This is a genomic window from Acinetobacter sp. 742879 (assembly GCF_000588535.1).
GTDB lineage: Bacteria > Pseudomonadota > Gammaproteobacteria > Pseudomonadales > Moraxellaceae > Acinetobacter > Acinetobacter pittii.
In genome coordinates this window covers 13,019-38,495 of the sequence record NZ_JFYC01000013.1, presented here as the reverse complement: position 1 = coordinate 38,495, position 25,477 = coordinate 13,019, and the positions used below count along the sequence as shown (strand labels likewise).

Annotated in this window: 24 protein-coding genes; 9 read left to right on the top strand and 15 right to left on the bottom strand. The window is 39.6% G+C overall.

Annotated features, from left to right (window positions below):
* Positions 1–21: 21 nt before the first annotated feature.
* Entirely contained in the window at positions 22–1,137 is a 1,116-nt protein-coding gene (locus tag J690_RS18550; RefSeq protein WP_032037421.1) for an NAD(P)/FAD-dependent oxidoreductase, read from the top strand.
* On the opposite strand, the gene J690_RS18545 is transcribed toward J690_RS18550, so the two are convergent.
* Together J690_RS18545 and J690_RS18540 are read right to left on the bottom strand one after the other, a co-directional pair.
* The gene (locus tag J690_RS18545) at positions 1,129–2,034 is read right to left on the bottom strand and encodes a TIGR01777 family oxidoreductase (RefSeq protein ID WP_032037420.1); all 906 of its coding nucleotides are present in this window, start codon (positions 2,032–2,034) and stop codon (positions 1,129–1,131) included. The genes J690_RS18550 and J690_RS18545 overlap by 9 nt on opposite strands.
* A gap of 86 nt (positions 2,035–2,120) precedes the next feature.
* Complete coding sequence (locus J690_RS18540; RefSeq protein ID WP_032037418.1) at positions 2,121–2,570, bottom strand: ABZJ_00895 family protein; 450 nt, start codon at positions 2,568–2,570, stop codon at positions 2,121–2,123.
* Between the two features lie 380 nt (positions 2,571–2,950).
* Here J690_RS18540 and J690_RS18535 point away from each other — a divergent pair, with 380 nt between their 5' ends.
* Positions 2,951–3,328 carry a VOC family protein gene (locus J690_RS18535; protein WP_032037417.1) on the top strand — a complete coding sequence of 126 codons (378 nt, stop codon included), beginning with the start codon at positions 2,951–2,953 and terminating at the stop codon, positions 3,326–3,328.
* Positions 3,329–3,389: 61 nt separating this feature from the next.
* On the opposite strand, the gene J690_RS18530 is transcribed toward J690_RS18535, so the two are convergent.
* Positions 3,390–3,863, bottom strand: coding sequence for an OsmC family protein (locus J690_RS18530; RefSeq protein ID WP_032037415.1), 474 nt, complete (start codon positions 3,861–3,863; stop codon positions 3,390–3,392).
* A 164-nt stretch (positions 3,864–4,027) separates the two neighbouring features.
* Here J690_RS18530 and J690_RS18525 point away from each other — a divergent pair, with 164 nt between their 5' ends.
* Positions 4,028–5,296: an exonuclease SbcCD subunit D gene (locus J690_RS18525; protein WP_032037414.1), complete on the top strand. Its 1,269-nt coding sequence runs from the start codon at positions 4,028–4,030 to the stop codon at positions 5,294–5,296.
* 9 nt (positions 5,297–5,305) lie between these two features.
* Positions 5,306–8,902, top strand: coding sequence for an AAA family ATPase (locus J690_RS18520; RefSeq protein WP_032037412.1), 3,597 nt, complete (start codon positions 5,306–5,308; stop codon positions 8,900–8,902).
* 200 nt (positions 8,903–9,102) lie between these two features.
* On the opposite strand, the gene J690_RS18515 is transcribed toward J690_RS18520, so the two are convergent.
* Positions 9,103–9,795 carry a YggS family pyridoxal phosphate-dependent enzyme gene (locus J690_RS18515; protein WP_032037410.1) on the bottom strand — a complete coding sequence of 231 codons (693 nt, stop codon included), beginning with the start codon at positions 9,793–9,795 and terminating at the stop codon, positions 9,103–9,105.
* A 126-nt stretch (positions 9,796–9,921) separates the two neighbouring features.
* Here J690_RS18515 and J690_RS18510 point away from each other — a divergent pair, with 126 nt between their 5' ends.
* Positions 9,922–10,959, top strand: coding sequence for a type IV pilus twitching motility protein PilT (locus J690_RS18510; protein WP_002121749.1), 1,038 nt, complete (start codon positions 9,922–9,924; stop codon positions 10,957–10,959).
* A 19-nt stretch (positions 10,960–10,978) separates the two neighbouring features.
* Entirely contained in the window at positions 10,979–12,097 is a 1,119-nt protein-coding gene (locus J690_RS18505; RefSeq protein WP_032037409.1) for a PilT/PilU family type 4a pilus ATPase, read from the top strand.
* A 69-nt stretch (positions 12,098–12,166) separates the two neighbouring features.
* Here J690_RS18505 and fur read toward each other — a convergent pair whose 3' ends face one another.
* On the bottom strand, positions 12,167–12,604 hold the full coding sequence (fur, locus tag J690_RS18500; RefSeq protein ID WP_016141990.1) for a ferric iron uptake transcriptional regulator: 438 nt from the start codon (positions 12,602–12,604) through the stop codon (positions 12,167–12,169).
* A gap of 111 nt (positions 12,605–12,715) precedes the next feature.
* Between fur and J690_RS18495 the strand changes: the two genes are divergently transcribed.
* Positions 12,716–13,114 carry an outer membrane protein assembly factor BamE gene (locus J690_RS18495; RefSeq protein ID WP_032037408.1) on the top strand — a complete coding sequence of 133 codons (399 nt, stop codon included), beginning with the start codon at positions 12,716–12,718 and terminating at the stop codon, positions 13,112–13,114.
* A 64-nt stretch (positions 13,115–13,178) separates the two neighbouring features.
* Here J690_RS18495 and J690_RS18490 read toward each other — a convergent pair whose 3' ends face one another.
* From J690_RS18490 to J690_RS18445, 10 genes are all read right to left on the bottom strand, one after another.
* The gene (locus J690_RS18490) at positions 13,179–13,493 is read right to left on the bottom strand and encodes an RnfH family protein (protein WP_032037407.1); all 315 of its coding nucleotides are present in this window, start codon (positions 13,491–13,493) and stop codon (positions 13,179–13,181) included.
* Complete coding sequence (locus J690_RS18485; RefSeq protein WP_032037406.1) at positions 13,493–14,560, bottom strand: membrane protein; 1,068 nt, start codon at positions 14,558–14,560, stop codon at positions 13,493–13,495. Before J690_RS18485 ends, J690_RS18490 begins: the two co-directional genes overlap by 1 nt.
* Positions 14,561–14,713: 153 nt before the next feature.
* Positions 14,714–15,169: a bacteriohemerythrin gene (locus J690_RS18480; protein WP_002121698.1), complete on the bottom strand. Its 456-nt coding sequence runs from the start codon at positions 15,167–15,169 to the stop codon at positions 14,714–14,716.
* Between the two features lie 251 nt (positions 15,170–15,420).
* Complete coding sequence (locus tag J690_RS18475; RefSeq protein WP_032037405.1) at positions 15,421–16,269, bottom strand: class II glutamine amidotransferase; 849 nt, start codon at positions 16,267–16,269, stop codon at positions 15,421–15,423.
* Between the two features lie 108 nt (positions 16,270–16,377).
* Positions 16,378–17,160 carry a GNAT family N-acetyltransferase gene (locus J690_RS18470; RefSeq protein WP_032037403.1) on the bottom strand — a complete coding sequence of 261 codons (783 nt, stop codon included), beginning with the start codon at positions 17,158–17,160 and terminating at the stop codon, positions 16,378–16,380.
* A 121-nt stretch (positions 17,161–17,281) separates the two neighbouring features.
* On the bottom strand, positions 17,282–18,187 hold the full coding sequence (gene argB / locus J690_RS18465) for an acetylglutamate kinase (protein WP_002121716.1): 906 nt from the start codon (positions 18,185–18,187) through the stop codon (positions 17,282–17,284).
* A 15-nt stretch (positions 18,188–18,202) separates the two neighbouring features.
* Positions 18,203–19,621 carry a phosphomannomutase/phosphoglucomutase gene (locus tag J690_RS18460; RefSeq protein ID WP_032037402.1) on the bottom strand — a complete coding sequence of 473 codons (1,419 nt, stop codon included), beginning with the start codon at positions 19,619–19,621 and terminating at the stop codon, positions 18,203–18,205.
* A gap of 199 nt (positions 19,622–19,820) precedes the next feature.
* On the bottom strand, positions 19,821–20,273 hold the full coding sequence (gene dut / locus J690_RS18455) for a dUTP diphosphatase (RefSeq protein ID WP_002121799.1): 453 nt from the start codon (positions 20,271–20,273) through the stop codon (positions 19,821–19,823).
* Positions 20,274–20,297: 24 nt separating this feature from the next.
* Complete coding sequence (locus J690_RS18450) at positions 20,298–22,337, bottom strand: UvrD-helicase domain-containing protein (protein ID WP_005070868.1); 2,040 nt, start codon at positions 22,335–22,337, stop codon at positions 20,298–20,300.
* A 193-nt stretch (positions 22,338–22,530) separates the two neighbouring features.
* Positions 22,531–23,184, bottom strand: a complete 654-nt coding sequence (locus J690_RS18445; RefSeq protein ID WP_005070886.1) for a YiaD family glycine zipper/OmpA-like lipoprotein — start codon at positions 23,182–23,184, stop codon at positions 22,531–22,533.
* 246 nt (positions 23,185–23,430) lie between these two features.
* Here J690_RS18445 and J690_RS18440 point away from each other — a divergent pair, with 246 nt between their 5' ends.
* Together J690_RS18440 and J690_RS18435 are read left to right on the top strand one after the other, a co-directional pair.
* Positions 23,431–24,357, top strand: coding sequence for an acyltransferase (locus J690_RS18440; protein WP_032037400.1), 927 nt, complete (start codon positions 23,431–23,433; stop codon positions 24,355–24,357).
* A 16-nt stretch (positions 24,358–24,373) separates the two neighbouring features.
* Positions 24,374–25,420 carry a hypothetical protein gene (locus J690_RS18435; RefSeq protein ID WP_005803142.1) on the top strand — a complete coding sequence of 349 codons (1,047 nt, stop codon included), beginning with the start codon at positions 24,374–24,376 and terminating at the stop codon, positions 25,418–25,420.
* The last annotated feature ends 57 nt before the right edge of the window (positions 25,421–25,477 follow it).

Genomic DNA, 25,477 nt, shown 5'->3' with positions numbered 1-25,477 from the left:
GCAGAGAAAGGATAACACTGCATGCATATTGCAATTATTGGCGCGGGCATAAGTGGATTAATGTCTGCGCTGGAGTTGGTTGAACAAGGCTGTACGATCAGCATTTTTGATCAACAACAAGCGGGACAAGCAGCCTCTTGGGCTGGCGGAGGTATTCTCTCTCCGATGTACCCGTGGCGCTATGTGCATGCAGTGAACCAACTTGCTCAATTTGGCAAAGCCTCTTATCAAGCATGGAACCAAAAGCTCTACCCTGTTACAGGGATTGATTTTGAAATTCATGACACAGGCATGCTGATTTTTGATGAAGAAGATTTTGACATCGGGCTTTCTTACGCCGAGCAGCATCAAGAACCGATGCAGCGCTGTGAATACTTACAACGAGATGCGCTAGAGCAAGTTAATCCACATATTTCCGATCAGTTTCAAGAAGCCATTTATTTCCCTGAACTGTCTAATATTCGCAACCCACGCGTTTTACAGTCACTGATTCGCTATTTAAAACAACATCCAAAAGTTGAGTTTTTCGAACACACTGCTGTTAAAAAACTGATTCAACAGGGCGATGTGATACAGGCGCTACAAACTGAAGATGGTCGAAAACATACAGCAGACCATTTTGTAATAACTTCGGGCGCTTGGAGCCATTACTGGAACTCACAATTACAACTCGAAATTCCAGTCGAACCTGTTCAAGGCCAAATGCTGTTATTTAAAACCCCTGCTCACTGGCTACCGACCATGTGTATGAATCGAGTGATGTATTTGATTCCACGTATGGACGGTCATATCGTGTGCGGGTCAAGCATGGCACATCGTGGTTTTGACACCTCTACCGATGAAACGACTCAGCACAATATTTTAGAAGCATGTTTAGAAATGGTGCCTGAACTGGCCGATTTCCCGATTGTACATCGCTGGGCAGGCCTCAGACCAAGTTCACCAAATGGCGTTCCCTACATTGGCAAAATGCCTGAAATGGACAATCTCTGGGCAAACTTTGGTCATTTTAGAAATGGTTTGTGTATGGGTGCAGGCTCTGCGCAATTGCTCCGTCAACTTATGCTGGGTCAACCGACATTAGTTGATGCCAAAGCATATTCTCCAGAGCGTTTGCAAAATAAAATCTTAGCCTGAGGCGAGTATATTTTCTAAAGCCATTTTTAATTGAGGATAAGCAAACTCAAATCCTTCAGCTTGTATGGCGGCGGGTTTAACGTATTGCCCATTCAAAATCAATTGCGACTGCTCTCCTAACAAACAGCGAAAAACCGTACTAGGCGCCGACAACTGTGGTTTCTTATGAAGCACCTCAGCAGCTTGTTCAACAAATACCTTTTGGGTCACATTTTCTGGCGCCACCACATTATGAATTTGAGCAGATTGAGGATGTTTAAATATAAACTCAATTGCGTTTAATACGTCTTCAATATGTACCCAAACCACAGGCTGACGGCCATGACCAATTTGACCGACTAAATTAAGTCGAATAGGAAGCAACATTTTAGGCAAAATCCCACCGCCCTGCCCAAACACCACACCTAAGCGAATAATTTTAGTATTTTGCTGAGTATCTGCTAAAGCTGCTCGCTCCCACTCTTGGCAAAGCTCGGACATAAAAATAGGCTGTGGCGGACTTTGTTCTGTGCACACCTCTGCCCACTTTTCTTGATCATCTATTCCGTAATAACCAATTGCAGAACCAGACACAATTACTTCCGGAAAAATTTCAGATTGTTTGAGCCATGCATACAATTTTCGGGTCGTATTTACACGGCTTTCAATGAGTTGTTTTTTACGTGACTCGGTCCAGCGTTTCTCGCCAATATTTGCACCTGCCAAATTCACCACATAATCAATTTGTCGGGTCGAAATATCTTCAAACTTTTGCACCCACTGCAAGGCAGGATGGTCAGATGCCTTTCCAGCCTGCCGTGTCACAGCAATCACGTTATAATTTTTTTGTAGCAGGAACTTAATTAAATGCGTTCCGATAAAACCACTTGCACCTGTAATTAATACATTCTTATTCATATTTCCTCCTAAGCTGAGGATTCAAGTTTTATTTAATTGTATAAGACTCATTTATATTTAATCGTATGAGTTTTCGTAGTGATCTATTACACGTTAAACATTTTGTCAGCCATTCGCTGTGCCTGCTTGCCATAAAACCAGTAGGTAATTAAATAAAGCGGAATAGCTAACATTAAAAGCATAATCACCATAATGCTTAAAAACTGAGGCTGTTTGAGGTAAAGCATAAAGTTCTGCAAAATCTCAGGGTCTTTTCTGGCAAATAAAAACAGACCAAATAAAACACCACACAAGTTATAGCCCCAAAAAATCAGGGTAAAACCTAAAGTAAATTTCTTTTTTTCTGGTACAGTCGGGGCACGGCGTTCTTTCTTTAAAAATTTAAATAAGACAAAAATCATTGCGCCTAAATATGGAACGGCTGTTAAAATACCACCTACACTCGCTGGTAATAGTGCTGCAACCACACCTACAATTAAGGTAAGTATGATGCATAGAGCAAAAAACCAGAGAAAGTAAGAATGTAATTTGGTCATATTTTTGCCTAATTTATGGGTTCAAAAAATAATTATAAATTTTTTTCGATTTTTTTTCATTTTTCTGTCAACCAATCCTGATCTCTTGACGTTATATAGGGTAACAAGGTCGCAGCAACCGAATACTTCCTTTGCACGGCATCCGCAAAATTGTTTCGGTGACCTTTCATTACGACTCTTTCCTTCCTTCGGATTAGGTTTTGTTAGCAGCCGAAACCCTTGATGAAGTTTTTGACCGACGATTCTCTCATCACTCGAATCGTCGGTTTTTATTTTCTAGCACTTTCATTTATTTTACGCTCACCATACACAATAGTGCTTTCGTGGCGATAAAGGCTATGCGTATACTTTTTGCACCATAAAAATATGATTTAAATAATATGAACACTATTGCCTATTTTGAAATCCAGTCTTCAAACCCTGCCCGCGATGCGCAGTTTTACCAAGCTGTGTTTGGTTGGCAATTTAAACTCGATGAAAGCTTACCGATTGAATATTACCGCATAGAGACACCTTCAATTATGGGTGGGCTATTAAAACGCCCTGCTCAAACACCTCCAATGGAATATGGCACCAATGCATTTACCTGTTCGGTTCAGGTCGAAAACTTCGATGAAGTGGCTGCAAAAATTTTAGAGCAAGGTGGTATTGTCGCGATGGATAAATTCGCCATTCCCGGTCGTGCTTGGCATGGTTACTTTGTCGATTTAGACCACAACGTTTTTGGTATTTTTCAAGTCGATGAAAACGCAGCTTAAAGATTTTATTTATTTTTAATGTATAGCCACCGCCTTTTTATCGGTGGCTATTTCATATAGTTTATTCAGCAAAGCTAAAGCTGGCTTCACATGTAATTGGGAAATTCACCGAATTGGCAATCATACATTCCTGATGTGCTTCTTCATGCAGTTTTGCAGCAAGCTCTTGGTCAGTACCTTTTTCTAAAACAATCTCTGGTCTTAAAATAATTTGGGTAAAGTGACCACGTTTGACCGGATCTGTATCTTCCATAAAACCAAGTGCTTTGTCGACATAACTTAGCACATAAATATGGTTGACTGCACACAGATGTAAATACCAAAGCTTATGACAAGCTGAAGCTGATGCAACCAATAAATCTTCAGGGTTCCATCTAGTCACATCGCCTAAATAGGCTGGGTCTGATGAACCTTGAATTGTGGCCTTTTGCGGATGTTGAATACTAAAGTCTCGTTTATATGAACGATAAGAAGAAGTACCTGTTCCTGTATTCCCTTCCCACTGTATTTTTACTTCGTATTCGTGAATGGTCATTTTTTTCTCAAAGTTCAAGGTTTAAGTCGATAGTAACAAAGGAGCGTTTAAAGTGAAAAATTTAATTCAAGTTTCAACTTAGGCTTAAATAACGAGCACTTTAAAATGTCTTGATAAAATCTCCTGCCAATTTATGCTAACGTATCTGTGTTTATTTTGGCTTGATGTCTGTTTCTATGTCCGTACATTTTCTACATACTTCTGACTGGCATTTGGGGCAGTTTTTTTATAATCATTCACGCCACTACGAACACCAACAATTTTTAAGCTGGTTACTCACTCAAATTCAAGAAAAACAGCCACACGCCCTACTCATCGCCGGCGATATTTTTGATGTGATTAACCCCGGTTCTCAAGCACAAAAACAACTCTACCAATTTTTAGCAGATGCTCATCGGCTTGCGCCGCACATGCAAACACTCATGATTGCGGGTAACCATGACTCAGGCTACCGTATTGAACAGGTCGAACCACTCTTAGAAAAATATAACGCAAAAACCGTGGGCGTGGTTCGCTGGAATGAAGATAAAACCTTAGACCTCGATCGACTACTTTTACCTATCTATAACCAAAATCAAGATATTGTTGCGTGGTGTCTTGCCCTACCTTTTTTACGTTCGGCCGAAATTACGGGTTTTAATGAACATACCACTAACAGCAAAAATGCGATTGCCTATTTACACCAGCAGCTCATTGCCGAAGCTAAACGTCGTAAGACACCAGACCAAGCCCTTATTTTGATGTCACATGCCCACATGCAAGGTGGAGAAACATCCGACTCTGAACGCCCAATTATTATTGGTAACGAAGAGGCGCTTTCAACAACTTTGTTTGAAGATGCGGTCGACTATGTCGCTTTAGGGCATCTACATAAACCACAAAAAGTAGGTCAGCCACACATTCGTTATAGTGGTTCGCCCATTCCACTTTCTTTTAGTGAAGTTAACTATAAGCATCAAGTGGTTGAGGTCAAAGTTGATCCGACTCAAGACACAGACAGCCGTTTGCAATTTGAAGCTGTCGAAATTCCACGTTGCATACAATTGCACCGTATTCGTGGTGAGTTAAACGAGGTACTGCAACAACTCAGAGCCTTGCCTCACGGCGTGATTGAAAATATTGACCACCGTGAATATGTCGATATTGAATATTATAGTTTAACGCCGCCACAGCCTAATTTACGTCAGCAGTTTGAAGCAGCCCTGCCACCTGACCGCTATCGTTTAGTGCGTATTTCACGTCAATATGTGAATAAAGACGCGACCGATTCAAATACTACTCAGCACATTGCACTTGAACCGCCTACACCGGAAAAACTCTTTCAAAATATTTGGGAAAAACAAGGTTACAACGCTGATGATGCGGTCTTAAAAGATTTTCTAAGCTTGGTACAAGAAGCACAAAAACATCTTGAAAATGATGCAACCCCTTAAGGATATGTCATGAAAATTTTATCCATTCGAATAAAAAATCTGGCATCTCTTTCTGATGAACACTTTATTGATTTTGAAAGCGCGCCTCTCGCCCATGCAGGTCTGATTGCAATTGTAGGGAAAACAGGCGCAGGTAAGTCAACCATTTTAGATGCCATGTGTCTGGCTTTGTTTAATCGGGTGCCTCGTCTTAAAGACAGCGATGGCAAATTAAAAGATGTTGATGGTTCCGAGTTACTCACCAACTCACCTTTAACTGTCTTACGCCGTGGTACAGGACATGGTTTTGCGGAACTTTGCTTTATCGCACAAGATCAAAAACGCTATTTGGCACGCTGGGAAATTAAACGTGCACGTGAAAACCCAAATGGTAAATTACAAAGCGTGCAACGCCATTTAAAATGTCTAACCGATGGTGTGGTGCTTGCCGATAAAGCCAAAGCGGTTGATGAAAAAGTTAAACAAATTACCCAGCTTTCTTTTGAACAGTTTACTCGTGCTGTACTACTTGCTCAGTCAGAAGTGACCGCGTTTTTAAAAGCACGAGACAGCGAGCGTGGTGAGTTACTTGAGTACCTGACCAACTCCAGCATTTTCGCCAAAATCGGTGAATTGGCTTTTCGTAAAACAGCCGATATTGCAAAGCAGCGTAAACAGCTTGAAGAGTTTTTAGGACATATCGAAATTTTGTCTGATGAAGATATTGCGGCTTTTACCGAACAATATCAGCAAGCCGAGCAAAACCATCAACAGTTAGAACAACAAAAAAATGTTTTAGACAAACAACAACAATGGTTTGAACGTAAAGCAAAACTTGAACAAGAAGTTCAAGCTAAACAACAACAGTTTCAAACCCAGCAAAATCACCATCAGCAACTTGCCCCTGAACGTGAGCAATTAAAACGACTCGAAGTTTTCTCTGAAATACGCCCACAAGTTTTTCAGCAAGCTCAAAATTTACAAACGCTACAACAACTTGAGCCGCAAATTCAGCAAGCGCAAACCAAGTTTAATGATTTAGTACAAATTTTTGAAACCGGACAAAAACAATATCAACTTGCAGAACAACAACTCAAACAAACGCTCGATTTTGAGCAACAACATCAACAAGCTTTAAATCAAGTTCGACAGTCCATTCAAGAACGTGCCTTTATTGCCGATGAATATAAAAAGTGCAAAGAAAAGAAAAATGTACTTGAGCAGAAACTCAGTCCACTGCAACAACAGCAAAATACTGTGCAACAGCAGATTGCACAACTTGAGCAGAGTCAAGTTTATCTACAACAACAACTTACCCAGACTCAGCAATATGCTGTATTGGACAAAGGCCTTTCAGCGCATCTACATCAACTTGGGCAATTTATTCAAAATTACGAAACGATTGAACGACAGCTCGGTAACCCTACCCTTGCTCGCCAAAAGCTATCGGAAGCTAAAAGTGAAGTTGAACAACTCACAGCTTCACTAGGTACAGTTGAACAAATTGAGTTAAAGCTTGAACAGCAACGTAAAGATAAAGATCAGAAACTTGCTCAAATCACTCAGCTAGATCTGATTCAACAGAAAGTTAAACTTTATCATGAGTTATATGCTGAGCTTCAGCAATTCACTGAAAAACAAACTCAAGTCTCAGCCCAAGAACAGCAGCTTAAAACCGTTTGCCAGTTAGCTGAACAAGAATACCAAACAGCAAAAACTGAACGTGAAAAGTTACAGCACATTTTGCAACAGCAGCGTTTACTACACACCGAAAATATTGAGCAGTTACGGGCCAATCTTAAAGAAGGTGAAGCGTGTTTAGTTTGTGGAAGCACCCATCATCCCTACCGTATTGATGACAGTGCAGTTTCCAAAGCTTTATTCGATTTGCAGCAACAGCAAGAGCAACAAGCTATTGCACTCGAGCAAACTACATTTAATGCGTGGCAAACCCAACAGCATGCCCTCACCCAGTGTCGTGCCGAGCTTGAGCAAGTTCAGAAATATTTAGCTCAACTTCAGGCAAAACAAACAAACTTACAGCAAGAACTTGAGCAAGCGCTTAAGCTCAATCAGTTACATATTGAGCTTAATCAAGCCCCTGAACAAATCTTGCAAATACTAAATGAACTCAGACAAGCCACACAAACTGTTATAAGTTCATTTGACTCAGAAAACGTACGTTTAACCCAAGCGATTAAACAGCACAATCAGCTCGCTCAATCTATTCAGCACAATCAAAGCTTGCTCAATACGGCACAGCAATGGCAACAACAAGTTCAACATATTGTTGAGTGCTTGTCTGAAACAGAACAGCATGCATGGCAGCAAGCAAGTAGCCAAACAGCTAAGCAGATTTGGTCAGTTTTAGATGCACGCGCTAAGCAACTTGAGCAACAAGAACAGCTTTCACAGCGTTTTGAACAGCAACAACAAGAACTTAAAATGTTAGCTGCCAACCTTGAGCAAATGACTAAGCAAATTGATGAGATCGATCAAAATCTCCAAGAGATTACGCTTAAAGGTCAGCAAAATAATGAAAAAGCGGTATCGCTCATTCAGCAAATGACAGGTCGCTCGGATCTTAAACCACATGAATGGTTAATTGAGCATGACGCCAAACGTCAGCAACAACAAACGGCATACCATGAGTCCAAACAACGTTTCGAACAAACCAGACAACACTTTGAACAGCAAAAACAGGCGCTAGATCAGCTCAAGCATCAACATCAACACACCTCGCAACATCAGCAGCAGGTTGATGAGCAAATTCAAAACTGGTTAAAAACCCATACTGATTTTCAAGCATCTGATCTTACGGCACTCATACAAATTAATTCAGCCCAAGAGCAAGACATTCGTAACCGTCTTAATTATGCAGAGCGTTTATTAAGTGAAGCCTCTTCTGCCCTTAAAACTATGCAAGAGCAATTGAGCGAGCACTTACAAACTCAGCCAGATATTGAATATGAAAAGCTTGTTAGCCTTATTCAAGACAATATTGTAGAGCTCAAAGCCCAGCTTGAAGTACGTGATCGCCTCAAGCTTAAGCTTGAAGTCCATCAGCAAAATCTGGCTAAACAGCAACAATATGCCGAGCAAATTCAAAATATTCAGCAAGAAGAACATCGCTGGAGCAAAATTTCAGGCTTGATTGGTGATGCCAAAGGAAAAGAGTTCCGCGACTATGCCCAGCAATATCACTTAGATATTTTAGTTGAACACGCCAACCAGCAACTGGCAATGCTGTCTCAACGCTATACGCTAAAACGCCTAGATCAGTCTTTAAGCCTTGCGATTATTGACCATGACATGGATGGAGAAACCCGTTCTGTTGCATCTTTGTCTGGCGGTGAGTCGTTCTTAACTGCCCTTGCCTTGTCTTTAGCGATTGCCAATATGGCCTCGGGCTCAATGAAAATTGAATCGCTGTTTATTGATGAAGGATTTGGTACTTTAGACGCCTCATCTTTACATATGGTCATGAATGCTCTAGACCAACTACAAAATCAGGGACGCCAAGTCATTCTCATCTCACACATTCAAGAAATGCATGAACGTATTCCTGTACAAATTCAGGTAAAACCACTCGGCGCGGGTGCAAGTACCATTGAAGTAGTAGGTTAAAACTAAAAAGCCCCGACATCCTGTCGGGGCTTTTTTAGATTCTGCGTTGGTATAACTCCTGTCGTACCTGTATGCATCCATTCATCACTGTTTATTGTTATTCTTAGAAACATCCTGTTTCCTGATGAGTTCATAGTACGAAAAAAACGTTGTCTGCCATAGCCGCAAAAGGCCGCAGTTTCTGTAAGATAAAGCTTACATCAGCCTTTTTGCGAATAGTCTCTAGCACCAAATAAGGCTGTTCCTACACGAACCATGGTTGAACCAGCAGCAATTGCAGCTTCTAAATCACTCGACATTCCCATACTTAAAGTATCCCAATCTTGTGGGTGGGCATGTTGGTCTTTCACAGCATCAAACAAGGCTTTAGCATCTGCAAATGCAGCAGTATTGTCAGGTGCTGGAATGACCATTAAACCGCGTAACTTGATTTTTGGTAATTGACTGATTTGAGCAACCAGCTCGGCAACTTCATCTGGTGCACAACCATCTTTACTGTCTTGCCCATCAATATTGACTTGCAAACAAATATTAAGTGCAGATTGATCATCGCCACGTTGGTTAGATAATCGCTCGGCAATAATTAAACGATCTACACCATGTACCCAATCAAATTTCTCGGCCAAATGCTTCGTCTTGTTGCGTTGAACATGACCAATAAAATGCCATTCAATATCTAAATCGTGTAAAGCTTCGATTTTTTCCAAAGCTTCTTGCAAATAGTTTTCGCCAAATGCTCTTTGTCCTGCTACATACATTTCACGCAAACTTTCACTTGGATGTGTTTTCGATACGGCTAAAAGTTGCACAGTTTCAGGCGCACGTTGAGCATGTTCACAAGCACTTTGGATTTGCTGTAATACGTGCTGACGCGCATCTTGCAGGTAATTCATTGACAAGGTTCTCATTTTCAAAAAACTTTTTTGCTTTTCACCTAAAGCGAGGTGTTGGTAAGCCTCGGTGAAAGCCGTATATTATTCTACAAAATAATGACATATTTTGATTTACTTGGGGAAATTATGGATATTACAGAGCTACTCGCCTTCTCTGTGAAAAATGGCGCGTCCGATTTACACCTATCTGCTGGCATGCCACCAATGATTCGCGTTGATGGTGAAGTCCGTCGCATTAACTTACCTGCTCTAGATCATAAAGATGTTCATCGTTTGGTCTACGACATCATGAATGATAAACAGCGTCGTGACTACGAAGAAAAACTCGAAACCGACTTTTCTTTTGAAGTGCCCAACGTTGCGCGTTTCCGTGTAAACGCATTTAACCAAAACCGTGGTGCGGGTGCAGTGTTTCGTACCATTCCGTCCAAAGTACTCACCATGGAAGATTTAGGCTTAGGACAAATCTTTAAAGACATTTGTGACTATCCTCGCGGGATTGTACTGGTGACAGGTCCAACAGGTTCGGGTAAATCAACGACGCTTGCAGCGATGATGGACTACATCAACGAAAATCGTTATGACCACATTCTAACGGTTGAAGACCCTATCGAATTTGTACACCAATCTAAGAAATGTTTGATTAACCAACGTGAAGTGCATCGTGATACACACGGCTTTAATGAGGCGCTACGTTCAGCACTGCGTGAAGACCCAGATATTATTTTGGTCGGTGAGATGCGTGACCTAGAGACTATTCGTTTAGCGCTTACCGCTGCCGAAACAGGTCATTTGGTGTTTGGCACGCTGCATACCACTTCTGCTGCGAAAACCATTGACCGTGTAATTGACGTATTCCCAGCAGAAGAAAAAGACATGGTTCGTGCCATGCTGTCTGAATCTTTACAGGCTGTTATTTCACAAACCCTGCTTAAAAAGAATGGCGGTGGCCGTGTCGCAGCCCATGAAATCATGATTGGTATTCCTGCAATTCGTAACTTAATTCGTGAAAATAAAGTCGCGCAAATGTATTCAGCTATTCAGACTGGCGCAAATCATGGCATGACCACCCTCGACCAAAGCTTAAAAAATCTGGTGTCTCGCGGTGTGATCAGCCCACAAACGGCTCGTACTGCTGCTAAACAGCCAGAATCATTCCTATAAAAATAACTAGAGAATAAATATGGATTTTAATGACCTACTCAACCTCATGGTTGAAAAAAAATCATCCGACCTCTTTATTACAGATGGCGTTGCACCATCGATGAAGATTAACGGGCAAATTGTTCCCATTTCAAAAAATAGTCTTTCAGGCGAAATTATTGGACAACTATTACATTCCATCATGAGTGAAAAACAACGCAAAGAATTTGCTGAGACTCGTGAATGTAACTTTGCCATTATGAACCGTGATAAAACTGCCCGCTTTCGTGTGAGTGCTTTTCAGCAACGCGACATGCCAGGCATGGTATTACGTCGAATTGAAACTAAAATTCCTTCAATTGATGACTTGCAATTACCACCTGTGCTTAAAGATTTATCGATGACCAAACGCGGTATCATTATTTTTGTAGGGGCAACAGGTACAGGTAAATCGACATCTTTGGCTTCAATGATTAGCTATCGGAACCATAACTCTAAAGGTCATATCATTACCATTGAAGACCCGATTGAGTTTATTCATGAACACGCTGGCTGCATCATTACCCAACGTGAAGTCGGGATCGATACAGACTCATTCGAAATTGCCTTAAAGAATACTTTGCGACAAGCACCCGATGTAATCTTGATTGGTGAGATTCGCTCTCGTGAAGTTATGGACTACGCGATTGGCTTCGCCGAAACAGGTCACCTTGTATTAGCCACAATGCATGCGAACAACGCCAACCAAGCACTTGACCGTATTATTCACTTCTTTGAAAGTGACCGTCATAGCCAGCTCTACATGGATTTATCACTTAACTTAAAGGCCATGATTGCACAGCAACTTATTCCAACGCCTGATGGTAATTCGCGCCGTGCAGCGATTGAGATTCTCATTAACTCACCACTAATTTCAGACTATATTCGTAAAGGTGAAATTCATGAAATTAAAGATTTAATGAAACGCTCACGTGAACTCGGTATGCAAACTTTTGACCAAGCACTGTTTGATCTTTATAAGTCAGGCCAAATTACCTACAAAGATGCATTAAAACATGCCGACTCACCAAACGATTTGCGTTTAACAATTAAGCTTGCCGAAGAAAGTCCTGATCAAATTGCAGGCACAAATCAGCATTTAACCTTCGACCGGCAGTAATTTCTTCATAAAAAAAGGAAGGTTAAACGTAACCTTCCTTTTTTATTTGTTTTCTTTGTGTGAAAACGATTATTTCTTGCGCAGCACTTCCTGACATTCAGGTTCGTTACAGTAACCGTAGAGGTTTAATGAGTGACCCGTTAAGGTAAACCCATGTTGCTCTGCTACAGCATGCTGTTCTTTCTCGATAATATCATTAGTAAATTCAATAACTTTGTTGCAATTATGGCAAACCAAATGATCGTGATGATCTTCTTGCATAATTTCAAAAACAGAATGATTGTTTTCAAAATGGTGGCGCTGAATGATACCCGCAGCTTCAAATTGTGTTAACACACGGTAAACTGTCGCAAGGCCGACATCTTCCCCTTGTTCTAACAAAGTCTTGTAAATATCTTCAGCGCTAAGATGATGTTGTTTTGAATTTTCTAATAATTCCAAAATCTTAATTCGTGGAAGGGTAACTTTAAGTCCAGCTTTGCGCAAATCTTGATTGGAAATAGGCATGAAAAAAGGTCTCTCAACAAATCTCAAGTTGGAATAGGCAATAGAATTTAGATGAAGTATGATCTATCCTTTGATCAAATGCATCATAATTTATTGGGATAGTGTAGCAAAATGCAAAAACTCGTGCTGACGTTATTAGTCACTTCACTCCTTGCTGGTTGTTCAATCTTTGGTGTGTATAAGGTTGATATTCCTCAAGGGACTCCATTGACCAAAGCTCAAGCCTCTCAAGTACAAGTCGGCATGAATTTCCAGCAAGTGCGTTTTTTGCTTGGTAGTCCAACAGTGACTGATCCTCTAAATCCTCTACGTTGGGACTACATTTACAACTATATCCCGGGAACTTATGCTAAAAAAGCTAAAATCCCCGCAGCACATGGTCAGCATTTAAAAATTTACTTTGATGGAACTTGTACTGTAACTAAAATTGAAGGTTTAGAAACTATTCCAGAATCGCAACCAGGTTTACCTGCTTCTAAAGAAGCGATTTTAACTGCACCACCACTATAATCGTTTTTTCTAATAAAAATAAACCCCTCAAGTGAAATACTTTGAGGGGTTTTGTTTATGGGGCTTATTGCTTAAAGCGATTACTTTTAATATATCGCCCCACAGGGTTTTTCTCAGCGCGTTTACGACGTATATCTTTGGGATTGATCGTTAAAGGTCGATAAACCTCAACTCGATCACCAGCTTGCAAAATCGTATGTGCTTCAACTTTTGCACCAAAGATGCCAAGTTGTAATGGCTCAGGCAAACTGACCTGTGTCTGCAAACCACTCACCTCAACTGCTTGTAATGCAGTCATACCAGCTTCAAATGGAATAGCAACTAAAAACTGTTGCTCTGGGGCTGCATAAGCAACCCACACTTGCTGAGCTTTTTCCATCAGATAATTTGTCCAATCACCGCAATCATGGCAATAACAATTGAAAGCGGCAATACAATACGTACCGCAATGCGCCATAAGTTATAAAACAACTCATTGCTAAAATTCATAGATTTACGCAAATGGCTAATTTTCATAATCCAGCCAGCAAAAATGGCATAGATCAAGCAAATGAGTAATCCCCAAAGCATCAAAATCAACGTAAAGATGTTATGAAGCTCAGGCACAGCCCAAACAGCAATCGTTACAACAATAATCACCCACTGTAAAATAGGCATAAGCTGACGCTGAGCAAGCTGCTCTCTAGCCAATTGCACAAATAACGCTGTTGTCATTATTGCGGTAAAGATCCAAGTAAAAACAGGAAGCTGTGCTTGTAAAGAAAAGAAACCAAAGGCAATCACAGCAATTAACTGAGCTAACCAAATTGGAAGAACAGTTTTCGTTGCACCTTCTTGCGACTGAACAGCACCTACACTATTTTGCCAGTAAAGCCCTAAGCCCAATCCACTCGCAACAAGTGCAAGTACAGTCGCATTACCCCATTCTTTAAACTCAACATTGGTCCAGTGCCAAGGCTGTAAAGTTGTTCCCATTGTGTTAGCTAAAACAAGAGAAGCAATTACACCAACCGTCATCAGTAATATTAAAATTTGACGTGGAATAAAAGATAAAATGAGGGCCACAACAGCAAGGCCAGCAAAAACAAGTTGCCCTGAAACACTATTATTAAGTTGTGTAGTCAGTAAATTGCCAGCTGTACTTAATACATTACCAGCTAAAAATGGAATAAAAATAACCGCAAGCCAGCCAACCAAACGCCATTTTGGGGAACTATCTGCTTCACGAGTTAAACTTGATAAAGCATTTAAGGCTGTAGTCTTCGACCGTTTTGCTAAAGCAATTTCCAAATAACAAACTGGTAGTGCCAATAACAACATTGTGCCTAACCACAATAACCAGAAATCGAGTTGACGATCAATCTGGATACCCATCGTGGGTGCCAATGTCGCCATAATGATGAAAGATAAGCAAAACGCCATCAGGGGCGATAACCATCGTGACATAGGTATGTCCTGCATTATGCATTCCTTGAAAAAGACTAGAGATATTTTGCCCGTGTCATGCTTGAAAATCAAAGTTTGCTCAATAAAAAAAGCAAACTACCGAATCGATAGTTTGCCGCGCTAACTGAAACTATGAGTTCTTTTTATTTCAGGTTATGAGAAAAACCGAGCAAACCAGTTTTTCCCTTTTTTCTTTTCTTTTTCTCTAATAATTCCCATCATATTTTCTTTTACTGCTCCTACATAATCGGCATCATCATGTTGAATATGGTTAATTAACCATTTAGCCAAAATTTCTTGTAATTCTGCTTCAATCGTGTGTCCCATTTCAAAACGTTCACGATATAGCTCTATTTTTTTAATAAATAAATCATGTACACGTTTATGAGGTACACGATATTTATAATCAGCTTCCTCTTGCAAACTTTCTTCGAAAGTAAAATGTGATTGCGTATAATCGATAATATTGTCTAGAACATCTTTAATACGACGTCTATCCTCTTCATCTTTTACATCATCAATCTCATTAATATAATCAAGTATTCTTTTATGTTGCTCATCAATAACATCAATACCCGTATTATATTCTGAAGCCCATTTCATTTTCATACATCTCCCCAATGATGCTTAATGATTGTTGCATAAACTGCATGATATATTTAAAGAATATAAATAAAAACAAACCTATTTTGTCGGCTTTAGCATATAAAAATTAAATTTAACACAAGTTGTTGTTTTTATATATTTTAATTAAAATTAACCAACTAAAATAATAAAGTATTTTTTAAACAAAATATTTTATTATTAAATGATAAAAATATATAAACATCCTTATTCATATATTTTAAATGTATTTTATATTAATACTGATCTGCACGCGTAATACGTTTAAGTTCAGGATTTTCCTGTTCGCGCTTTAATCTTTCTACAAAGGTAATCGCCTTTTTAATTGGTTTACCATGTTGAAATAAAATCATTTCACCTGGTTGGTACGCTGTCCAATTTTCATTATGTGTTAAAGGTTCAGTGGTTATTACTGCCACACGATCGTCAGGTGTTGTTACCTGGCTAAAATCGACTTCGACATCTAAATCAATTAAATGAGCATGATTAAATGGATATTCACGAACGAGCCAATGTAATTTAGTAATGGCATAACTAAATAATGCTTTGCCATTAGATAGGCAATAATTAAATGTGCCATATTCTGCAATTTGCGGAGAAATCTTTTCTAATACTTCAAAGATTTGTTCAAGACTTGGCTCTTCATAACCAAATACTTCAACGAGTTGATCGAGCAAATAACAAAATGCCCGCTCACTATCGGTATTACCTACTGGTGTGAAACGTCCACTTAACGGCGGATTAAAGTCATGTAAATCGCCATTATGAGCAAAAATCCAGTGTCTCCCCCACAACTCACGAATAAAGGGATGTGAATTTTCTAAAGTGATTTTGCCTTGAGTAGCTTTGCGAATGTGTGCAATCACATTGCGTGATTTAATAGGATAATTACGAATGAGATCGGCAATTGGAGACTCAACTGCCGATTGGTTATCAACGAATAAACGGCACGCCTTATCTTCAAAAAATGCAATGCCAAATCCATCACTATGATCTGAGGTAATTCCTGCCCGTTGTGAAAAACCACGGAAGGAAAAAGTAATATCCGTTGGTGTTGCACAATTCATTCCTAATAGCTGGCACATATCGCTTTTTAAACTACTTCTAATTACCCCATCTGCTCTATTGTGCATGAGAGTAAAAATGCTTGCAAATCTCAATATGTGCTGGCTATTACAAAATAGGAAATATGATTAACGCTGCACCATTTTATTCATGACAAATGAGGTCGCGACTTTATTCACCTCAAGAAATACAAAATAATCTAGACAGTTAAATTCTTCATCAAAAAATGCCTGTTTCGATAGTTTTGACTGCATGCTCAAATACATTTGGAATAGCTTTGGCATACGTTCATCTTGTGGGAAGCTAAACTCAGGATATTCAGGTTCATAGACTTTTTTCGAACGGATATCAATTGTTTTACTTGCTGGTAACTGCTGAATCTGGCGATGCGTGTAGTACGCTCTAGCCAAATTATCTTGTAAATGAATGCTGACACAGCCCATTAAATATTTAGCACGCATTGACCACAGCACTTTCGGTGCAAGGTTTAACCACAGCATAGATAACGCTTTACCATTACGAAAGCGAGGATGTACACAAGTACGGCCTATTTCTAACACATTTGGAAGATGCGATAGCTGAGGAACAATATCAAACTCATGTGCGCTATAACTCTGTGCTATTTCGTGGCCTTGAAATAGTTTTAGACGCGTATACGCTACAATTTCTCCAGTCCACTTTTCACGTAAGACTGCGTGCTCGCAACCAAAATCATAAATATCTTGGTCTAAGTTATCTTCAAACTTGATTCCGAATTGTTGGCTAAATTGTTGTGCACGAAACCGTTGTACATCTTGTAATTCTTTTAAATTATCAACCCACTCAAAACGAAATTGCGTCTGATTTATTGCTTTATGACGATTTAAAGGTAAAGTCCAGGTTTGGCGATATTGATTAAATTTTTCCAGCATAATGAACGCTCCTAGTGACACCCCTACACTAGTCAAAGCTCATGACAAAAAAATGACCAAATCAAAATGGTATAAAAAAAGACCACCTAGGGTGATCTTTTTATTGAGAATAATGGATTTCTTAAGCTGTTTTAGTGCGGTTAGAAATCAGCGTTCCAACACCATGATCAGTGAAGATTTCAAGTAATGTTGCATGTGGCACGCGACCGTCAACAATATGCGCACTCACAACGCCGCCTTTAACAGCATCAAGCGCACAGCCTACCTTAGGAATCATACCGCCATAGATCACACCTGTTTCAATGAGGCGATCAACTTCTTGTGTCGTAAGGCCAGTTAACAGATTTTTATTTTCATCAAGCACACCGCTAATATTGGTGAGTAAAATTAATTTCTCAGCGCCTAATGCTTCTGCAACCTTACCTGCAACTAAATCAGCGTTAATATTATAAGTATTGCCTTCTTCATCTACACCTAGTGGCGCAATAACTGGAATAAAGTCACTTTGGGTGAACATTTCCAATACATCTGTTTTAACGCCTGTCACTTCACCAACCATACCCAAGTCGATATGTTTGATAGAACCATCTTCTTCTTGCTTTTCCATAAGCAATTTGCGGGCACGAAGTAAATTACCATCTTTACCCGTTAAACCAATCGCACGTCCACCGTGTTTATTAATCAGGTTAACGATAGATTTATTTACACTGCCGCCCAACACCATTTCAACCACTTCCATGGTTGCAGCATCAGTTACACGCATACCGTCAATACGGTCAGATTCACGGCCTAACTGCTTTAAGAATGAATCCACTTGCGGCCCACCACCGTGAACAACAATCGGATTTAATCCTACAGTTTTAAGTAAAACGATGTCTCGGGCAAATGAACTTTCAAGCTCCGGATCAGTCATTGCGTTGCCACCGTATTTCACCACCAGCGTTTTACCAGTAAAGCGTTGAATATACGGCAAAGCTTCAATCAAGATTTTTGCTTTGTCGACACCGATATGCTGATGTTGTGGCATTACGCCTCTCCTTACTTAGGCCTCTGAAAGTTCTTGTGCAATTTGCGGATAGTGTTCTTGCAACATATCTACAAATTTTTGCTGGATTTCCTTTAATCGTAAAGGATTATCTGCATCAAATCGTACTGTAAAGTATTCACCAGTATTTGATGCTCGAATAATGCCAAAACCATCATCAAAATCAAGACGTACGCCATCAATTTTACTAATACGTGCCCCTAAGCGATGACTTAAAATCTCAATATCTTGTAATACATACTTTGGATCAGACTGATAAGTACCAATATAGGTATCTTCTGTACAACATCTTTCTGGATATGGAGCAAATAATTCAGAAATTGTAGCGGCATCAGATTGGGTAAAATACTCCATTACTCGTAATGCAGCATATAAACCATCGTCGTAGCCAAAACCACGGCCATCATTAAACACATAATGACCTGCATATTCTCCACCAAAAATGGCACGTCCATTCGATTGAGATAAATAAGCCCTTAGGAAACTACTTCCCGTGCGGATCATTTTTGCTTTTCCGCCGAGTTTCTCGACGGTCTCTTGAACCATACGTGAACATTTCACATCAAAAACAATTTCTTGCTCTGGATGCTGCTCAAGGCACATTTGCGCAAAAAGCGACAATATGCGGTCTGCTGTTAATATCTGTGCTTTTTCATCGACTAAAACAACACGGTCTCCATCGCCATCAAGAGCGATGCCGATATCCGCCTGCTGCTCAACTACAGCTTTACGCAAATGAGTTAAATGTGCCGCATGTGAAGGGTCTGGTGCGTGATCTGGAAACTCACCATTTGGATTGGTGCGTAAAGCAATGACTTCACAACCCATTTTTTCCAATATTAATTTTGAACAATGCCCAGCTGAACCATGCAGACCATCTAAAACAACTTTTAAAGGACGTTTTAACTGAATATCTTTAAAAATAGCTTGTTGGTATTGTTGGCAAAATTCAGCTTTAAATTGAGGTAATGTCAATTCAAGTACAGAAATTGAATGAGATGGTACATAAGTTTGGGCTTCTTCACCCACCTGCTGAATCATTTCTGGAGACGGCGGTTCACCCTTTAAAATCCACTTAATCCCATTGTCAGATTTTGGATTATGGCTTTCGGTCACCATAATGCCATTGCCCCCAAAATCTCGAGCAATGTAGTACATCATTGGTGATGAACAGCAACCAATATTGGTCACTTTTAAACCTTGTTCTACTAAAATTTCTTCAATTAAGTGTGCATAGGCTGGGCTTGTGAGACGGGCATCATAGCCAATTACTAATTGAATTTGTTTTGCTTGTTTGTATTGTTGTGCCAATCCGTAGGCAATTGAACGGACAACGTCCGTGGTTAAGAAAGAAAGTTTGCCTCTAATATCGTAAGCACGAAAAATACTTTTTGGAAATGAGTGTCTTACATTCATAGCGTATCTTCTATTTAAAGATCAATTCGATCTATCGCAAAAACATAGATTATTCAAAATTTTTGAAAGGTTTGTTTGCTAAAAAAGTTAAAAGAATATGAGTAAAGCGTGTTGTAATATAATCCTTTGTAACATTCAAGATGTAAAAAGAAACGCCTGTTCAACAGGCGTTTGATTTTCGTTAATATTTTAGAAAAACTTACTGTTTACCTGTGTGACCAAAGCCACCTGCGCCACGTAAAGTTTCTTCAAATTCTTCTACTTGCTCAAATTCAGCTTGTACGACAGGCACTAAAACGTACTGTGCCAAGCGCTCACCTGGTTCTAAACGGAATGTGGTTTGACCACGGTTCCAAACTGAAACCATCAATTCACCTTGATAATCCGAATCAATCAAACCAACTAAGTTGCCAAGCACGATACCGTGTTTATGACCTAACCCTGAACGCGGTAAAATTAAACCAGCAAAATTTACATCATGAATATAAATTGCCATACCTGTTTTAACTAAAACAGTTTGTCCTGGTTCAATATCAATTGCTTCATCTAAACAGGCACGTAAATCTAAACCCGCTGAACCTGCTGTTGCATATGAAGGTAAAGGCCATTCTTTACCTAAACGCGGATCGAGCAATTTCACTTGAACTTTCATGGGATTTCCTAAAAAATAAAAAAATTAACGCTTTAATAAAGCTTTTAAATTTGCCAGATATTGTTGAGCCTGTTCTTTAGGATCAACATTAGCCGCAATTTTCTTTTTACGCCCTAACCACTCAAGCTCATCTTGCGGAAGCTCATCAAGGAAACGGCTAGGCGTCATTTGTTTCATCTGTCCACCATTTTTACGCTGTTCCGCTAGAGTTAACGTTAAACCTTGGCGTGCACGTGTAATTCCCACGTACATGAGACGGCGCTCTTCCTCAATGGTTTCTGCTGCAATCGAGTTCTTGTGAGGCAATAGTTCTTCTTCAAGTCCCATAATGTACACATATGGGAATTCCAGACCTTTTGCTGCATGCAAAGTAAGAAGGTTCACTTTGTCTGTATCTTCTTCTTCCTGCTGCTGTTCTAACAGATCGAGCAAAACTAGTTTTCGGATAACACTTTCAATATTCTTTTCATCAACATCTTCTGCACGATTAATCAGATTTTGAATACTGGTAAATAAATTCTCGATGTTATCGAGTTTACTTTTCTCTTGTGCAGGTGTTGCTGACTGTTCGCGAACGTAATCCATATAACCCGCTTCATTCATCATTTGACGAACTTTAGGCACAGGCTCATCATCTTCTAACAATTCACGCGTAAATGTCGCAATAAAGTCGGCAAACTCATGAAGCTGTGTTTCTGCCTTTTTAGGAAGCACCATGCTTAAACGCTGGTCAGCAGAAGCACCGAGTAAAGACAAATTATTTTCTTGTGAGAATAAACCGAGCTTCTCTAGAGTAACAGGGCCAATCGCACGTTTAGGCGTATTAATAATTCGTAAAAAAGCACTGTCATCTTCTGGATTAATAATAAGACGTAAGTAACTCATCACGTCTTTAATTTCTGCACGGGCGAAGAACGATGTACCGCCAGAGAGTTTATACGGAATTTGCATTTGACGAAGCTGGGTTTCTAACACACGTGCCTGAAAGTTTCCGCGATACAACACAGCATAATCTTTCCAGTTCTTACCGTTCATCAGCTTATGAGTCAGTAAGTCTTTTACCACGCGTTCTGCTTCATCGTCATCATTACGACATGTAATGATTCGGATGACTTCCCCATGCCCTTTATCACTCCACAATTTCTTGTCAAAAATATGTGGGTTGTTTTGAATCACACAGTTGGCAGCTTTTAAAATACGGCTGGTCGAACGATAATTTTGTTCAAGTTTAATAATATGTAGATTTGGGAAATCTTGTTTAAGCAATGCCATATTTTCAGGCTTAGCACCACGCCATGCGTAAATCGACTGGTCATCATCACCTACCGCGGTGAACTGCCCCATTACCCCGACTAACAGTTTGACCAAAATATATTGGGCCGTATTGGTATCTTGATATTCATCGACCAATAAGTAACGGACACGGTTTTGCCACTTGTCACGTACTTCTGCATTTTCTTGCAATAAGCGTGTTGGCATAACAATCAAGTCATCAAAATCGACGGCATTGTAGGCACGTAAATTACGTTCATAAAGTTGATAGAGATGTGCAAACTGGACATCTTCCGGTGTTTCACAAGTCGAATGTGCTTGTTCTGGCAAAATCAGATCATTTTTCCAATCTGAAATTTTCTTCATTGCCTTGGCAATTAATTCTTTACTCTCTGCACCTGACAAATTGTCACGATGCATCAAATCCATCAAAATACGTTTACAGTCGTCTGCATCCAAAATCGAAAAATTAGCTTTTAAAGGTAAATTTTTAAGTTCTAAACGTAAAAGATTTAAACCAAAAGTATGGAAGGTAGAAACAGATAAACCTTTTGCTTCTTCACGTGACAAAAGCTTAGTCACACGTTCTTTCATTTCACGTGCAGCTTTGTTTGTGAAGGTCATCGCGGTTATACGATGCGCAGGAATACGGCAATGTTGCACCAAATAAGCAATTTTACGCGTAATTACCGATGTTTTACCTGAACCAGCGCCAGCAAGCACCAATAAAGGGCCCTGAGTATATTTCATGGCTTCTTCTTGCTTGTTGTTCAATTGACTGGCAGATGACATCGTGTATTACCTCTTAATTTTTCGAGCATGATTATAGTCATCTCTTTTTTAGAATCCCAATAGTAAATCTATGGATATGTATAAATGATGTCTAATAATGCAATTTATGCGCCGCAGAATGTCGTGATTATTTCTTGTACTGCACCCATAAAAAAACCACCCGAAGGTGGTTTTTGAAACAATAAACTAGATCTTATTGTTTAGCATAAATGCTGATTTCTACACGGCGGTTTTGTTCACGGCCAGATGCAGTTGAGTTATCTGCGATCGGGTTAGATGAACCATAACCTTGCGCGTCGATACGGCTAGCAGATACACCTTGGCTAGCTAAATAACTACGTACTGATTGAGCGCGTGCTTGTGATAATGGAATGTTGATAGAGTCATTACCAGTGTTATCAGTATAACCTGTTACAAGAATTGCACTCTTGTTATCTTCAGCCAAAGTTTGAGCCACTTTGTTCAAAGTTGCGTAGAAGTTTGGCTTGATGTTTGATTTGTTTGTATCAAAAGTAATGCTACCAGGCATGATCAATTGAACAGAACCATCTGGGTTACGGCCAACGTCTACACCAGTACCCGCCATTTGTTGACGAAGTTTTTTCTCTTTCTGGTCAAGATATACACCACCAGCAGCACCAAGAACTGCACCAATTGCCGCAGCACGGTTGTTTTGACGGCTAGAGTTTGCATTTGATTTAGAAATACCATAACCAGCTGCTGCACCAATTAAAGTACCTAATGCGGCTTTATCGTATTCAACGCCACCAAGATTATTACCAGTTGTTTGACAACCAGAAAGAACTACTGCTGCCCCTACCACTGTTGAAATAACTAATGCACGCATTGCATGCCTCCTCACTTTGTGTGTTTTGTTGTCTGAATGAATAATGAAACAAAAAGGAAGTATAAAACATTGATATTTTGTTAATAATAAACAGTTTAGTTATGTTTTTGTAATATTTTGATGCACTTTAAGATGCTAGCTCATCACAATTTCTTCATTGTTGTCTAAGATAACGTTGTATTTCATATTATGACAGTTATAGTTGAACAACTTTTCTATGGATTTGAGACATTCGGGGTCTTTTATATGTCAACTGCACCCAATAAACAATCTGCGCTAAAAAAAATTACACGTGGACTCACTGTAGGTACAGTCATTACAGGAAGTACTTTTTTTCATGGTCCTCCTGTTCTTGTATTAGGTCTGACCAAGCTTTTAAAAAAATCATCAAAAATAGATGAAACTAATATTCAAATTACAAATAGCTGGTTAGGGGTAAATAATTGGTTAATTGACCATGTTCTACCCAATCTAAAATGGGACATTACCATTGATGAAGGACTTGATCTGAATATGCAAGGTCGTTATCTCATGACCTGTAATCATCAAAGTTGGGTTGACACGACTGTAAATCAATATTTTGGTTTAACCCGTATGCCCCTTACCCGTTTCTTTACTAAATGGGAACTCATCTTTATTCCTTTTGTTGGGCAAGCATTTAAAATTTTAGGCTTCCCAATGATGAAGCGTCACACTAAAGAACAGATCGCGAAGAATCCTGAACTTAAAGACCGTGACATGATGGAAGCACGTAAAGCTTGTGAGCAGCTTTTAAGTCAGCCCTTCACCCTATTAAATTATTTGGAAGGTACTCGTTTTACTCAAGAAAAACATGACCAGCAAAAATCCCCTTATAAGCATTTGCTAAAACCCAAAGCAGGTGGCTTGGCGCTTGCATTAAACATCTTGGGTGACAAAATCGATGCCCTAGTTGATATGACCATCGTCTATCCTGATGGCGTACCGGGATATAGCGATTTCTGGCTTGGGGATGTTTCTAAAATTGCGGTTAACTTACGTAAAATTGAAATTCCAGACTGGGTACTTGGCGGCAACTATGAAGATGACGCAGCTTATCGTGAACGTTTTCAGCAATGGGTTCATGACATTTGGACCGAAAAAGATCAACTTATTGAGCAAATGAAGTCTCAATATACCACTGCAAATATTTAAGAAAGCACCCGTTATTATGCAAAACAGTTCTGGGAAAAAAACGAAATACCATCATGTAGACCCAAACAGCCTTTCATTTAAGCTGTTTTTGGTCTACGACATCTTTATGGTGTTTATTATCATTTTTAACTTGTTCTGTCTTGCGACTAATTTCTTTTTAATGAGCAGTATTGGGGCATGGTTCTTCGAACATATTCACTTGCCCCAAGTACTCAGCTTTTATCGTACTTCACTACATCCGTGGGTGATTACATCAGAAGCTTGGTTTATTGGTTTTTTAATTATTGAGCTGCTTGTACGCTGGGCTATTGCGATCATCAACAAGCACCATAAGCGTTGGTTCTTTTTCCCGTTTATTCACTGGTATGAAATTTTAGCTATTATTCCTCAGCTCCGTTTTTTACGTTTATTTCGCGCTGGGATTATTGCTTACCGTTTACATGAGTTGGGCTATCCAGTTGTTCCTGAAAGCTGGCGAAAAACTGGGCTATTTTATTATCGCGTCGTAATGGAAGAATTATCTGACCGCGTTGTAATTACCGTGATTGATGGCATTAGATATGAACTTGAAACCAGTTCTAGCCATAAACAGATTATTCATGATTTGGTTAATCATCATCGTGAGCAATTTACTGTCGCTCTAACCGCATTATTACAAGAATCTTTAGCCACCGCTTTAAAAGAACAAAAGCCTGCCATTACAAAAGGTGTGGGCAAAATTGTAGATCAAGCCATTATTGATACGCCTGAGCTAACTCAATTATTACGCTTAATTCCTTTAGTCGGTGGCCGCATTGAACAGCAAATTCAAAGCATTGGTCAAAGATTAGGTGAAAATATTAGTGCAGGTTTAATTGAACCTTTAATTGAGGGATCTCAAGATGCTCCAAATCCTACTTATCAATTAATTTCTCAAAGAGTAAGTGAAATCAATATTAATAATCGTCAGCTTGAGCAATTGGTTGAATCTGTCGTGTTCGAGACACTGGAGTCTGTGCGTAAACAAGTCAAGGTCAAACAATGGCAACAAACCCTTGCGGAGTATGATCGAATCAAAGAATAAGCATTTATTTAATTTTTTATGAATCACGCTAGAGAATTGGCACGAATTGTTCTAGCA

Excerpts from the sequence above, each read along its gene's own strand:
- J690_RS18445 (WP_005070886.1), bottom strand. The coding sequence starts at position 23,184 with ATGCGTGCATTAGTTATTTCAACAGTGGTAGGGGCAGCAGTAGTTCTT.
- J690_RS18510 (WP_002121749.1), top strand. The coding sequence starts at position 9,922 with ATGGATATTACAGAGCTACTCGCCTTCTCTGTGAAAAATGGCGCGTCC.
- J690_RS18470 (WP_032037403.1), bottom strand. The coding sequence starts at position 17,160 with ATGCTGGAAAAATTTAATCAATATCGCCAAACCTGGACTTTACCTTTA.
- J690_RS18475 (WP_032037405.1), bottom strand. The coding sequence starts at position 16,269 with ATGTGCCAGCTATTAGGAATGAATTGTGCAACACCAACGGATATTACT.
- J690_RS18520 (WP_032037412.1), top strand. The coding sequence starts at position 5,306 with ATGAAAATTTTATCCATTCGAATAAAAAATCTGGCATCTCTTTCTGAT.
- J690_RS18540 (WP_032037418.1), bottom strand. The coding sequence starts at position 2,570 with ATGACCAAATTACATTCTTACTTTCTCTGGTTTTTTGCTCTATGCATC.
- dut (WP_002121799.1), bottom strand. The coding sequence starts at position 20,273 with ATGAAAGTTCAAGTGAAATTGCTCGATCCGCGTTTAGGTAAAGAATGG.
- J690_RS18550 (WP_032037421.1), top strand. The coding sequence starts at position 22 with ATGCATATTGCAATTATTGGCGCGGGCATAAGTGGATTAATGTCTGCG.
- J690_RS18505 (WP_032037409.1), top strand. The coding sequence starts at position 10,979 with ATGGATTTTAATGACCTACTCAACCTCATGGTTGAAAAAAAATCATCC.
- J690_RS18480 (WP_002121698.1), bottom strand. The coding sequence starts at position 15,169 with ATGAAAATGAAATGGGCTTCAGAATATAATACGGGTATTGATGTTATT.
- J690_RS18545 (WP_032037420.1), bottom strand. The coding sequence starts at position 2,034 with ATGAATAAGAATGTATTAATTACAGGTGCAAGTGGTTTTATCGGAACG.
- J690_RS18525 (WP_032037414.1), top strand. The coding sequence starts at position 4,028 with ATGTCTGTTTCTATGTCCGTACATTTTCTACATACTTCTGACTGGCAT.
- J690_RS18435 (WP_005803142.1), top strand. The coding sequence starts at position 24,374 with ATGCAAAACAGTTCTGGGAAAAAAACGAAATACCATCATGTAGACCCA.
- J690_RS18535 (WP_032037417.1), top strand. The coding sequence starts at position 2,951 with ATGAACACTATTGCCTATTTTGAAATCCAGTCTTCAAACCCTGCCCGC.
- J690_RS18460 (WP_032037402.1), bottom strand. The coding sequence starts at position 19,621 with ATGAATGTAAGACACTCATTTCCAAAAAGTATTTTTCGTGCTTACGAT.
- fur (WP_016141990.1), bottom strand. The coding sequence starts at position 12,604 with ATGCCTATTTCCAATCAAGATTTGCGCAAAGCTGGACTTAAAGTTACC.
- J690_RS18515 (WP_032037410.1), bottom strand. The coding sequence starts at position 9,795 with ATGAATTACCTGCAAGATGCGCGTCAGCACGTATTACAGCAAATCCAA.
- argB (WP_002121716.1), bottom strand. The coding sequence starts at position 18,187 with ATGCCACAACATCAGCATATCGGTGTCGACAAAGCAAAAATCTTGATT.
- J690_RS18490 (WP_032037407.1), bottom strand. The coding sequence starts at position 13,493 with ATGGAAAAAGCTCAGCAAGTGTGGGTTGCTTATGCAGCCCCAGAGCAA.
- J690_RS18450 (WP_005070868.1), bottom strand. The coding sequence starts at position 22,337 with ATGTCATCTGCCAGTCAATTGAACAACAAGCAAGAAGAAGCCATGAAA.
- J690_RS18440 (WP_032037400.1), top strand. The coding sequence starts at position 23,431 with ATGTCAACTGCACCCAATAAACAATCTGCGCTAAAAAAAATTACACGT.
- J690_RS18530 (WP_032037415.1), bottom strand. The coding sequence starts at position 3,863 with ATGACCATTCACGAATACGAAGTAAAAATACAGTGGGAAGGGAATACA.
- J690_RS18495 (WP_032037408.1), top strand. The coding sequence starts at position 12,716 with ATGCAAAAACTCGTGCTGACGTTATTAGTCACTTCACTCCTTGCTGGT.
- J690_RS18485 (WP_032037406.1), bottom strand. The coding sequence starts at position 14,560 with ATGTCACGATGGTTATCGCCCCTGATGGCGTTTTGCTTATCTTTCATC.